The following is a 13587-nucleotide window of genomic DNA, read 5'->3' as shown; positions in this document are numbered from 1 at the left end:
GTTTCCACTGCGTAGTATAAAACGCTAACGTACACAAAGCATACCAGCCTGTATTATGTTTGCAGAAAGCTTAAAAAACATTCTAAAATGTTATAAAAACATTTGAAATAGTACAAAGGAGTTGGTATCCTTGTAAAAATTGCCATATGAATACCAGGCTGCTTTGCTTCTTCTTCGCTTTTATATTATTCTCCTGTAAAGAACAACCCGCCAACATAGCTATTGATCGCCTGCGTTGTGAGTATCTTCAAAACCCATTGGGCATTGATGTAACACAACCCAGGCTAAGCTGGGAATTGTTGTCGGATGAAAGAGCAAAATCACAATCGGCATACCAGGTGTTGGTAGCGGGCGATTCTGGGATGCTGACAGAAGATAAAGCTGATGTATGGGATTCTGAAAAAGTAAAATCAAATCAAACAAACCAGGTAAAATACAGAGGTAAGGCCCTTGAATCGGGCTACCAATATTACTGGAAAGTAAGAGTGTGGGATGAAAAGGGAAATACAAGTGCGTGGAGTGAAATTGCAAGCTGGTCTGCAGGATTATTGAATAAACAAGACTGGAAGGCCAAATGGATAGGCGCTGCGCCACAGCAGGTTCCAATGGAAGACAGGTTCTATTTTCATTATGGCTATCAGTCGCGGAGCGATTCATCGGCAACAAACCCCGGATCAGTAACTGTTGATTTGGGCAAGCCTGAATCATTTGCTGCCATTCGTTTACATCCCGTGGTATTATACCAGGAGTCTTCCCCTTTTATTTTCCCGGTACGTTTTAAAATAGTGGCTTCCTCCACCGCTGATTTTAGTTCCCCGGTTATCCTTGCTGATGAAACAGGCAATGATTATGTTTCAAAAGGAGTGAGCCCGTATTATATACACTTCAATAAAACAAATGCGCGCTATATTAAAGTGTATGTTACAAAATCTGCCGCTATTGATTCGGCACAGTTTGGCTTTTCATTAGCAGAAATAGAAGTTTTAGATGATCAGGGAAAAAACATCGCATTAAAGAAGCATGTACTGGCAGATCATCTTTTTAATAATTACAGGAGATTGAAAGGCGATAACTGGCTCCCCGAACTTTTAACAGACGGATTTTTAAAACCCAATTTCAATCATAAACAATTTAGCCTCCCCGTTCCTCCTTCCCCCGTATTGCGTAAGGAATTTACGACAAAAAGAAAAGTAAAAAAGGCTTTCCTGTATGCCAGTGCATTGGGCGTTTACGATATCCGCATCAACGGAAAAAACTGTGGACAATATATTCTTGCGCCGGAATGGACGGATTATCATACACGTGTGCAATATCAAACTTACGATGTAACCAACCTGCTGAACCAGGGGCAAAATGTTATTGTGGCTATGCTGGCCGATGGATGGTATGCCGGTGAAATCTTTTCGCATTCAGACAGGGGTTCCTATGGTTTTGACCGCAGATTAATGGCCCAGATAGCAGTTGAATACGATGATGAAACCAGGGACCTGGTGGCAACAGATGAAAGCTGGAAAATATGGGAGAATGGTCCCGTGCAGCAGGCATCTCTTTTTAATGGGGAACATTTTGACGCCAGGCTTGTTCAGGCAGATTTAAATAAGGCCGGTTTTGATGACAGCAAATGGAAGCATGTTACTGTGGATAATGAAGTATCTCTTATACTGAGCGCTCAAATGAATGAACCCATTGCAGTTACTGAAGAGATTGTTCCCGTTAAAATAATTTCTGCCGGAACAGGCACATATATTTTTGACATTGGACAGAATATTGCAGGCTGGGTGCAATTAAAGCTGCCATACAATCCCGGAAAAACAATAAAGATGCGCTTTGGTGAAGTTTTAGATGAGGAAGGGAAATTATATACCGATAACCTGCGACAGGCCAAGCAAACCGATATTTATATTCCCGGGAATGAAAAGCAAATAAGCTATGAACCGCGCTTTACCTATCACGGGTTCAGGTATGTGGAAATATCAGGACTCACACAGGAGCCTGAGCCCGGCAATGTTATGGCCCGGGTGGTGGCCTCTTCCGCATCCATTGCTGGTAACTTTGAAACCTCTAATCCGGATTTGAATAAACTGTGGTTGAATATTTTATGGACGCAGCGCGATAATCTTCATTCAACGCCTACCGATTGTCCGCAAAGAGATGAACGGGCCGGATGGATGGGCGATGCACAGGTATTTTCCACTACCGCTATTTTGAATATGGATATGGCAGCCTTTTTTACCAAATGGATACGCGATATAAGGGATTGTCAAACTTCCCAGGGACGTTTCCCTGATTTTGCACCCCAGGTAGGTGTAATGGCCAATTTCTATAATTCTCCCGGATGGAGTGATGCAGGTGTAATTATTCCGTGGAAGGTTTATGAACATTATGGCGATACCACCGTACTGTCATTACATTACGGTGCGATGAAAAAATATATTCACAGCATTGTCAGTGAAAACCCGAACCTGCTCTGGAAACGGGCCCGCGGTAATATATACGGAGACTGGCTGAATGGAAATACAATTATTGCGGATGATTATCCAAAAGAAGGGGGCAAAGTTCCGGATGATGTATATGCCACCGCATTTTTTGCATATTCTGCAAACATTGTTTCCAAAGCAGCCCAACTCTTAAATAAAAAGGACGACATTGCCTATTATGATTCACTGGCAAAAAATAGTAAAGCAGCATTTGTAAAAGAATATGTGTCTGATGATGGAATGGTAACAGGCAATACACAGGCAGGGTATGCATTGGCGTTAGATTTTGACCTTGTACCTGAAAATATGAAGCAAAAAGCAGCCGCACATATGGTGGAAGCAGTTAAAGCATATGATTACCGTATTTCAACCGGTATTCAAACCACCATCCGGTTAATGAACCAGTTAACGGCGTTTGGATACAATGATATCGCTTACCGGCTAATTGAAAGCCACAGGTTTCCTTCATGGCTTTATTCTGTTGACCAGGGCGCTACCACCATATGGGAGCGATGGGATGGATATGTAAAGGGCAGGGGTTTCCAGGATGTCGGGATGAATTCATTCAATCATTACGCCATAGGTTCAGTGGGAGAGTGGATGTACAGGAGTATCCTGGGTATTAATAACGATAAAGAGAATGCGGGGTATAAGCATTTTATCATTCAACCCGTTCCGGGAGGAAGCCTTACCCATGCAAAAGGATCCTATCATTCTATTGCAGGCAGGATTGGCGTATCCTGGAAAAAAGAAAAGGAAAGCTTTAGTATAGATGTGGAAATACCTGTGAATACAACGGCCACAGTTGTTATTCCGGCCGGAAATGGTGTTACCGAAAGCGGAAGTGATATTAAAAGTGCCGCAGGCGTAAAATTACTTTCAGCTACGGGCAAGGAAACGAAGGTGCTATTGCAGTCGGGGAAATATAGTTTCAGCGTGGCAATGTAATAATATGGTATTCAAAAGATTTAAAAAATAAACCGAAAATATTATAAATCTTTATCCGGAAATGATTGATACATCCGATTTTTTTTGATCACCTAAAAAGATACCTATGCCATTTAAAAAACGACTGCTATGCTTTTTCTGTTTTACGGCGCTTTCATTTTGTACGCTTGCCGCACAGGACACCGTCAAAAATATCAGGGGAAGAGTGCTTGACCAGGACCGCAATCCTTTAGCGGGCGCCACCCTAACGCCGGATGACGGCAATATGTACAGCACCAATAATAATGGTGAATTCAGTTTTCCCTTCAGCAAAAGAACAAGTATACTGATTACCAGCGTGGGTTACCGGGATACTACTTTGGTGGTTGATAACCCCGATGCCTACCTTACAGTGATTTTATCGGTCAATACGGATGCCCAGCAACTGACTGAAGTAAAAGTAACCGCCCTGGGTATTTCAAAAAAGACGGATGCCGTTGGTTATTCCATTGCAGAAATAAAAGGGGATGCCATACAAACGGCTAAAGAAGCGAATTTTGTAAATGCTTTACAGGGCAAATTAGCGGGTGTTCAAATAAACACCAATAATGGCGCTCTGGGTGGTTCTACAAAAATACTTATAAGGGGTAATAAATCCATTACGGGTAACAACAATGCGCTCTTTGTTATTGACGGCATTTTCATGGGTAATAGTTCGCCCATTGCCAACACCAACCAGGAAAAAGGGGGTGGCGGATATGATTATGGCAGCCCCATTCAGGATATAAACCCCGATGATATTGATCAGATCAGTGTTTTAAAAGGGGCCGCGGCTACCGCATTGTACGGCAGCCGAGGTTCGAATGGCGTGGTACTCATTACCACTAAAAAAGGAAATAGGAAATATGGATTAGGCATTACCTATAATATGAATGCTCAAATAGACAATGTGTATTATTTGCCCAAATTTCAAAACAGGTATGGCGGCGGCGGATCTAATAATGCACCCGATTTTGTGGCCAGTGGCTTTGATACCTTATGGCAGAGCAAATTCCCGGATCTTTTTTTGAATGGCCCCACATATAATGACCCGGTGAATGGAGGATATGATCTGCTGCCTCAGTATTCGGTTGATGAATCATGGGGACCTGAACTTAAAGGACAGATTATAAGACCCTATTACTCTTTTGATCAGGATAAGGGCAATCCCTATTTTGGTGTTACTACACCCTGGTCGCCTCAGCCGGATAATATCAGGGATTTTTATGAAACAGGAATTACTTTAACCAACAGCATCAGTGTGGGAGGAAGCAATGACAAAGGATCATTCAGACTGGCATACAGCAACCTGAATCAAAATTTTATTCTTCCCAATTCCCTTCTGAAACGAAATAATTTTGGCTTTAACGGCAGCCATATACTCACCAAAAACAGGAACCTGAGTGTAGTACTGAGTGCCAATTATTCTGAAAACTTCGTAAGGGGCCAATCGGCAACCGGCTTTAGTGGTTACAATCCAACCCAGCTATTCACTATGTATGGGCAAAGGCAACTGGAGATGGATATGTTGAAATTTTACAAGTTTGCTGATGGCTCGCAGGTTAGCTGGAACAGAACCTCTCCAACCAATCCCCGTCCGCTTTTCGCTACTACTCCTTACTGGCATCAATATGAAGATTATCCTACCGATAAAAGGAAGCGGTTATACGGGTTGACAGGGTTTGATTTTAAACCGGTAGACTGGATCAACCTTTCTGCAAAAGTTTTTATTGACCAGTTCAATACCTTGCGGGAAGAACGCGTAGCCAGGGATTATACGCCCGGTAATTATTCAAGAACAGACATTGAGCATAGAGAATTGAATTATCAATTTATTGCCTCTGCACAAAAGGAGCTCAGTCAAAGTCTTAATATCAGCGCGGCATTGGGCGGAAATATAATGAACTCAAAAGATGTAGTAAATTCGGCCAGTTATGCAGGACTCATCACTCCCGGATTATATACCCTTACCAATAATATTGGAAGGATTGGTGTTGGAGAGAATATTTTCAAAAAAACAATAAACTCTGTTTTTGGAACTGCAACACTGGGGTATAAGGATGCTGTTTTCCTGGATATATCGGGAAGAAATGACTGGTCTTCCACGCTGCCGGCAGGAAACAATTCTTATTTTTATCCTGCAAGTTCCCTGTCTGTTATCTTTTCAAACTGGCTGACTTCCGCCAGCAAATGGCTTAGCTATGGGAAATTCAGAGCAAGTGTGGCACAAATAGGGAGCGATACGGACCCTTACAGAACCGAGGTAGCATATAACCCTGCTGTACTATTTGGAAGTAATCCCTATATTTTAAGGAACCCTACATTATCGAACAGTAAGTTAAAACCTGAAAGAAGCAATGAAATAGAAGCGGGGGTAGAACTAAAGTTCCTGCAAAACCGTATTGGTATTGACTTTACTTTCTACAACCGGATCACCAATGGTTTGATAATGCCACTTTCCATTTCCAATACTTCGGGGTATAGCTCCTTTCTTACCAATGTTGGAAAATCAAGAAACAGGGGAATTGAATTGCAATTAACGGGTATCCCTTTGCAGTTTGAGCATTTCTCCTGGACAATAGGAATTAATTACGCTGCAAACCGCAGTATTTTGCTGGCTTTGGATATTCCAAATAATCCGAGTATTGACCGTTACATTCTGGCAACAGAGCGGAGAAGAAATTCTGTTTCTGTTGCGGCAATCGTTGGACAACCATTATTTGTACTTACCGGTACAGATTACACCTATTTAAAGGGAGAAAAAGTGGTTGATGCTAACGGGTTTTATGTACCCTCCGATAAAAATCAGGTTATTGGTAGTACCCAACCCGATTTTGTGGGAGGTATAACCAACACTTTCACGTATAAAGGCGTTGTATTGAGTGGATTGATTGATTTCCAAAAAGGCGGAAATTTCTTTTCTTACACCAATATGTATGGATTTGCTTCGGGCATGTTACAGGAAACCGTTGCCAATAATATCAGGGAAACCGGTATAGATGTTACAGGTGTATTGGCCGATGGAACCCCCCTGACCACCAGGCTTACAGCCCCGCGTTATTTCAAAAACAACTTCGGTACCAGGCTTAATAAAGCCAATTTGTATGATGGCAGCTATGTATACTTAAGGGAAGTAAAGCTTGGATATAGCTTACCTGAAAAATGGATCCGGGCCATTCATTCTAATAAGGCTACACTTTCATTATATGGCAGGAACCTGTGGCTGATCAGCTCCAATTCGCCTAACGTAGACCCTTCGAACATTATTAATTCAGATTCAAATATTATAGGAATAGAGGGCGGAGCATTGCCATCTGTACAGTCTTTTGGCATCAACTTAAACATTAGTTTCTGATTTTTAAAAACAGTGATATGAAAAAATATTTGAAAATACAATTTGCTATCGCCCTGTTGGTTATTTACTCGCTTCAATCGTGCACCAAGGGATTTGAAGAATTGAACCGCGATCCTACAAAACCAACTGCTGTTACTCCGGCACTTCTGATTACCGGAATCGAAAAAACGGCGTCTGATATCATGTACCATCAGTTTGTAAACATCAATATCGGTAATCTTTATGCGCAATATTATTCACAAACTCAAAATGAATCTCAAAGCCAGTACCAGTTAGACGAAGGCGGAAATAATTTACTCTGGACATTGTATTCCACTTCTCTTTCCAATATCCAGGAACTGGAAAGAATAAACCAGCTCAATGCAGAGCCCGGCGCTAAAAATCAAAATGCCATAGCTTCTGTTCTTAGCGCCTGGATTTATGAAGTACTCACAGATACGTATGGAAATGTCCCCTTTAGCGAGGCTTTAAAAGGGGATGAACTTATTCTGACTTCCAAATACGATGACTCAAAATCAATTTATGACGGTTTAATCACCATGCTGGATGAACAGATCGCTGCATTAAATGCAGGTGAACCTACTTTTTCAAATGGTGAGCTCATTTACAATGGCGCTCCGGATAAATGGAAAAAGCTGGCGAATTCTTTAAAGCTCCGGATAGGGTGCAGAATGCTCAATGCCGATCCTGCAAAGGCTCAAACGATTATTGAGCAGGCGGCAAGTGCCGGTGTTTTTACCAGTATAAACGATGAGGCGAAATTTACTTACCTGAAAGACGTGCCGGATCAGTTTCCTTATAACGATCAATCAGGCGGTGGGGTATCCAATCAATACTTTGTATCTGCTACACTCGTTGATTTCTTAAAAGAGACCAATGACCCCCGTTTAACCAAATATGCCAGGGTTGCACCCACACCTAATGATATTGTGGGCAAGCCTTATGGCCTTGGCGATTTCACCGGAGGGATAGACCGGTTTTCCCTGCCCAGTTCACAGGTATACAGTCCTGTATTCCCCGGTTATATTATGAGTTATGTTGAAGTGCAGTTTGCCCTGGCCGAAGCCGCAGCAAGAGGATTTAGCGTAGGAGGCGATGCAGCAACGTTTTATGAAAATGGCGTTAGAGCCAGTATGAAATTTTGGGGTGTAAGCGATACGGATGCCGATGCCTTTCTCCTCGCTAACCCTTACGACCAGGCGAACTGGAAAAACATCATCGGTTCACAAAAATGGGTTGCGCTTTATAACCAGGGGTTGCAGGGTTGGTTTGAAAGAACCCGGCTGGATTTTAAAAAGCCCAATGGCGATGATTTTTTCGTTATCCCGGCTACGATCCTCGATAATACCGTAACTTCTGTTCCATTCCGGGTTTCTTACCCGCTTGCCGAGAGTTCCAATAACCGCGACAATTACAATGAAGCAAAGCAGGCGATGGGCGGAGATACCAAAGGAACAAAACTTTGGTGGCAGCCTTAATTTAAAGTATTAACCTTTAAACTTCTCCAAAAGCCAGTTGATAATGAGTTTCTGCCTGCAGTCCATAACACTTTCGTGCTAGATAAAGACTGGAGTCCGGAAACAATTCACTTTCCGGAAAGCACAACAACCAGGATGAAGCCGGATATGAGATTCAGGCGGTTACAATTATTAAACGATAAGATCATTATGAAAAGACTATTATTGATTTTAGTTTCGATACTAACAACCAGCGTTTATGGCAAGGATTATTTTGTTCAGGACTTTGGAGTCTATGGTGATCATGTTACCCTGAACACAAGATCAATCCAGACTGCCATAGACTTTGTATCCAAACAAGGCGGAGGGCGGTTAATTTTCAGCCCCGGAAATTATGTAACCGGATCTGTTTATATAAAAGCCAATGTAACCCTGCATCTGGAGGCAGGGGCTACCATTTGGGGTTCGACTAATCCGTATGATTACATTATGGATAGCACGGTAAAATGGAAAGCCCTGATTTTCGCAATCAAGCAGGATAATATAGGCATTACAGGCGCCGGCATAATAGATGGCAGAGGATTTACCACAGCTATAAACACGCTGAATCTTGCACACAGGGGACTGATTGAGGACGAGATGAAATACGACAGAGTACGCGAATGGAAAAGACCTGAGAATATTTATTTCCGCGAGTGCAGGAATATAAAAATTGAAGGCATTACTTTAAAAAACCCGGCCAGCTGGAATCAAACCTATGATCAATGCCAGAACCTCCTTGTTGACAATATTACTGTAGACAGTAAATCTTACTGGAATAACGACGGTATTGACATCGTAGATTGTAAAGACGTGATTATTCGTAACTCTTATTTTGATGCAGCCGATGATGTGCTTTGTTTAAAATCTCATGACGCAACAAAATTGTGTGAAAATATTCTAATCGAAAATTGTGTAGCCAGGTCAAGCGCTAATGGTTTGAAATTTGGTACGGTATCACGTGGCGGATTTAAAAACGTAACGGTTAAAAACTTAACAGTAATTGACACCTACAGGTCTGCAATTACTTTTGCCGCGGTTGATGGAGCTGTTATAGAAAATATTTTGGTTGATGGCGTTAGATCTATCAATACCGGCAATGTAATTTTTTTAAGGATAGGAGACCGCTGGGGTAAAGGTAAGAAGCCGGTGATGAAGAATATAACGATTAAGAATGTATACGCGGAAGTGCCCCTTCAGAAACCGGATAAGGGTTATGATTATGAAGGCCCGGTGGAAGATTTACCCAGGAATATTTCTCCGTCAAGTATTATAGGATTGCCGGGTTATAATATTGAAAATGTGTTATTGGAAAATATTGAGATCGTTTATCCGGGAGGGAGCGATTCATTCTACGCATACAGAGGTTTAACTGCTGCGGAACTGGACTCCATACCTGAAATGCCAACTGCGTATCCCGAGTTTTCTCAATTCAAAGAATTACCGGCATGGGGATTCTATGTTCGTCATGCTAAAAATATCACGTTCAAGAATGTAACATTCAGAGCCAATAAGCCGGACTACAGACCTGCTATAGTAAGTGACAAAGTAGATAATATTGAATTTATAAATGTAAAAACGGAAGAACCTGAAGCCGGTAATAAACAACAAATTTTCTTTTATAAGTCTAATAATACCTCAATCAAATAGCTATGAAAGGAATACGACTGTCGCTATTTATAGCAATATTTACTATAACCATTTGCCAGGCACAGGAATATAAGGCTTCCCTGTTTGGGTGCATGTCCGACGGTATTACCAACAATACAACTTCCATTCAGGCGGCAATAGATTATATAGCAGAAAAAGGCGGAGGCAAGCTGAGCTTTTATGTAGGCCGTTACTTAACAGGCGGATTAGTGCTTAAATCCAATGTAACGATTGAGTTGCACGAAGGAGCAATATTGGTTGCCAGTTCTAATATTAATGATTATATACTCTATGAAAACGAAAGGGCATTATTATTTGGAAATAACCTTAGGAATGTAAGTATTATTGGGAAAGGAGTAATAGAAGCAAATCCAAAGCAATATTTTTTAACTACGAATGCGCTAAAGGGTAAGCAACAACTACAGGCTGATTATTTAGCGCTAACGCCCTCCTTACTCACCATGATAAACTGTTCCAATGTTAAGGTGGAAGGGATCATCTTCCAGAAATCACTTCAAAATGCTCAAAAGTATATCTCCTGTAATCAGATTGATCTGAGCAATCAAATCATCAGAAACAATACTATTGAAAACAGCGGCAGTGTCGTTTTTCAAAATACAAAATCAATTACGCTAAAAAATATTTTTATTGATGCTAAGGGGCAGCCCATTATAAAGGATCAGAATAGCGAAATAATCATGGTGGAAAATTGCATTAATCCAAAGGGTAAACCTGTACTTTAAATTTGAAATGGTGATGAATACTAAACGATATATTATTTCCGCATTGGCTTTATTGCTGATAAATTTTCATATAAAAGCCGGAACCACTGATACCATTTATAATGCATCTTTATTTGGCATTAAGTCGAATGGAACTACGCTGAATACTACATCTATACAAAAAGCCGTAGATTATATCAGCGAAAAAGGAGGAGGAACATTGCGTTTTTATGTGGGCAGGTACCTTACAGGAACCATTGAACTGAAATCAAATGTAACCATACTTTTAGAAGAAGGAGCCATATTACTGGGCTCAACCAATATTTATGATTACAATATAAAAGAACCCATTCCCGGCCTGGTGTATGCTAAAGGAGCTGAAAATATAGCCATAAGGGGTAAGGGGGTTATTGACGGGCAGGGCAGGGAAGTGGCGTATAATCTGGTTGATCAGATTCATAAAGGTGTTATAGAAGACCCCATGAAATATGACCGCCCTGATAATAAACGTCCGCATTGTATTTATTTCAGGGAGTGTAAAGGTGTAAATATCTATGGCATCATTATTAAAAACTCCGCTACATGGGTTCAAACCTATGATCAGTGTGAAAACGTTGTTGTGGATAGTATTACGGTAATCAGCACTGCTTTCTGGAATAATGATGGTATTGACATTGTTGACTGTAAAAATTTTAAGTTACTCAACTCTTATATTGATGCTGCTGATGATGCCATCTGTCTTAAATCCCACGATAAAACCAAAAGAAATGAGAATGTAGAGATACGCAATAACGTAGCCAGGTCAAGCGCTAATGGTATCAAGTTCGGAACAGTGTCGGCAGGAGGATATAAAAATATCAGAATTATCAACAATAAAGTCTATAATACCTTAAGGTCTGCTTTAACCATTGCTACACCGGACGGTGGGATTATAGAAGACATATTCGTAGACAGTTTGTACGCCTATCATACGGGGAATCCTATTTATTTGCGTATTGGCGCGCGCTGGAACAATGAAAGGATTGGTTCCATGAAAAATATAACCATCCAGAATTTTTATGCTGAAATCACAGAAGAAAAACCCGATGCAGGTTATGAAATAGAAGGGCCTGTAGAAGATAATCCAAGAAATATTTCTCCATCCGGTATTGTAGGATTGAAAAACATGTTAATAGAGAATATGAAATTAAAGAACATAGAAATTTCATATCCCGGAAATGGCAATCCCAATTATGCTTATCGGGGAACCTCGGCAAAAGCGTTGAGTGAAATCCCGGAAATGGAAACTGCGTATCCCGAATTTTCTCAATTCAAAGAATTACCAGCCTGGGGGTTTTTTATTAAAAATGCCAGGAATATATCTTTCGAAAATGTAAAGCTCATTGCACGTAATAAAGATTACAGAACTGCAATAGTTATGGATAATGTAAACGGATATTCTTTTAAAAATTTGCAGATAAAAGAAGCGGGTGTTAAAAAGAAAAAACAAATGATTAAGAATAATTCAAAATAAGCGTATGGTATCTTAAAGGACGTGATGGTTCTCCTATACGCGCTGTGGCTGTGGTGAATGATAGTGAATTGAAAGTGAGAGGTGGAACGAGAAAGGTGAGAAGTGAGTGGCCAGTTTCATTGCCCGCGTTGTGGGAAATCTTTATATCTTTCCAAAAATTTCAGGCATGAATAATTCATTTTGGGATTCAACATTGGGCAGGTTCAGGTTGGTAGCGATAGTGGAAGGTATATCCTACCTTATTTTATTAGGTATAGCCATGCCCTTAAAGTATTTCGCAGAGCTTCCGGAGGCGGTAAAGTATACGGGCTGGATACACGGCGTATTGTTTGTGTTGTATATAGCGCTGCTGTTAAAAGTATGGATACAGTACCGGTGGAGTTTTGGTAAGGTAGTGCTGGCATTTATAGCATCCCTTCTGCCTTTCGGTACATTTGTGCTGGATAGTAAATTAAAAAAGGAACAGCAGGCAGCCAATGCTTAGTATGAAAAGCGTTATCATTTATAAAGGAAAGTACGGAGCCACACGCCAGTATGCTGGATGGCTGGGTGCAGCACTTCATCTGCCACTTAAAACACCGGAAGAACTGCCGGAAGCGGATATCAAAACGTATGATTGCATTATTATGGGCAGTTCCGTGTATATCGGCAAATTGCTCATCCGCGACTGGATAAAGCAATATGCGGATGTTTTAAAAAATAAGAAGATACTCCTGTTTATAGTTTGCGGCAGCAATAACCCCAAGGACCGCGAAAAGATCATAATGCAAAATGTTCCTGACGGGCTTGTTGACCCCTCCCATCTTTTTTTCCTGCCCGGGCGGTTGATCCAAAGTAAGCTCTCATGGAAAGACAGGTTTATGCTTAATGTAGGTGCTATGCTGGTAAAAGATCCTGAAGCTAAGAAATTCATGCGGCAGGACAGCGATAATGTAAAGGAAGAAAACATCAATGCTATAGTGCGTATGAGCAGCGCTGTACTTGAGGCGGATAGCATTTCTTCATAAAATGAAGCGCGGGAGGAAATAGCTGCCGACAGCGGCTATTGTCCTTTAATGGAATATAACCGCTTACTTCTTTTTCTTCACCAGCCCATACGAATCATCCATCCATTCTTTCAATAAACCAGATGAAACAGATCCATCAACAATAATCGTGTTCCAGTGTTTTTTATTCATGTGGTAACCGGGAAGTACGCAGGGATATGCTGCTCTGAGCTCCTCCGCTTTATCCGGATCACATTTTACATTGAACTGTGTTTGTGCTGTATCCAAAGCGAGCAATAAAAATATTTTCCCGTCTACTTTAAATACTACTGTATTGGGTCCAAAAGGAAGAGACTCCTCTGCGCCTTCTTTTAGCAAGCAGTATTCGCGTATTTGTTCAACGTTCATGTGATATATTTTTC

The 13587-nt window shown here is 41.1% G+C and carries 9 protein-coding genes; 8 read left to right on the top strand and 1 reads right to left on the bottom strand.

Annotation, left to right across the window (positions count from 1 at the left end):
• Positions 1 to 146: 146 nt before the first annotated feature.
• The 8 genes from FRX45_RS11120 to FRX45_RS11085 all read left to right on the top strand — a co-directional run bounded on the left by FRX45_RS11120 (position 147) and on the right by FRX45_RS11085 (position 13186).
• The gene (locus FRX45_RS11120; RefSeq protein WP_152268497.1) at positions 147 to 3425 is read left to right on the top strand and encodes a family 78 glycoside hydrolase catalytic domain; all 3279 of its coding nucleotides are present in this window, start codon (positions 147 to 149) and stop codon (positions 3423 to 3425) included.
• A gap of 106 nt (positions 3426 to 3531) precedes the next feature.
• Entirely contained in the window at positions 3532 to 6798 is a 3267-nt protein-coding gene (locus FRX45_RS11115; RefSeq protein WP_152268496.1) for a SusC/RagA family TonB-linked outer membrane protein, read from the top strand.
• Positions 6799 to 6815: 17 nt separating this feature from the next.
• Positions 6816 to 8276 carry a SusD/RagB family nutrient-binding outer membrane lipoprotein gene (locus FRX45_RS11110; RefSeq protein WP_152268495.1) on the top strand — a complete coding sequence of 487 codons (1461 nt, stop codon included), beginning with the start codon at positions 6816 to 6818 and terminating at the stop codon, positions 8274 to 8276.
• A gap of 189 nt (positions 8277 to 8465) precedes the next feature.
• Positions 8466 to 9944, top strand: coding sequence for a glycoside hydrolase family 28 protein (locus FRX45_RS11105; protein WP_152268494.1), 1479 nt, complete (start codon positions 8466 to 8468; stop codon positions 9942 to 9944).
• Between the two features lie 2 nt (positions 9945 to 9946).
• Positions 9947 to 10687 carry a glycosyl hydrolase family 28 protein gene (locus FRX45_RS11100; protein WP_152268493.1) on the top strand — a complete coding sequence of 247 codons (741 nt, stop codon included), beginning with the start codon at positions 9947 to 9949 and terminating at the stop codon, positions 10685 to 10687.
• 13 nt (positions 10688 to 10700) lie between these two features.
• Entirely contained in the window at positions 10701 to 12179 is a 1479-nt protein-coding gene (locus FRX45_RS11095) for a glycoside hydrolase family 28 protein (protein WP_152268492.1), read from the top strand.
• 166 nt (positions 12180 to 12345) lie between these two features.
• On the top strand, positions 12346 to 12663 hold the full coding sequence (locus FRX45_RS11090; RefSeq protein WP_152268491.1) for a DUF3817 domain-containing protein: 318 nt from the start codon (positions 12346 to 12348) through the stop codon (positions 12661 to 12663).
• 1 nt (position 12664) lies between these two features.
• Positions 12665 to 13186 (top strand): flavodoxin domain-containing protein, encoded by a 522-nt coding sequence (locus tag FRX45_RS11085; protein WP_193311663.1) that lies wholly within the window; start codon positions 12665 to 12667, stop codon positions 13184 to 13186.
• 63 nt (positions 13187 to 13249) lie between these two features.
• Here FRX45_RS11085 and FRX45_RS11080 read toward each other — a convergent pair whose 3' ends face one another.
• A complete protein-coding gene (locus tag FRX45_RS11080) occupies positions 13250 to 13573 on the bottom strand; it encodes an MmcQ/YjbR family DNA-binding protein (protein ID WP_152268489.1) in 324 nt (107 codons plus the stop codon).
• Between the last annotated feature and the right edge of the window lie 14 nt (positions 13574 to 13587).

Source organism: Agriterribacter humi (assembly GCF_009192765.1).
Classification (GTDB): Bacteria; Bacteroidota; Bacteroidia; order Chitinophagales; family Chitinophagaceae; genus Agriterribacter; species Agriterribacter humi.
This window is presented reverse-complemented; position numbering and strand designations above follow the sequence as displayed.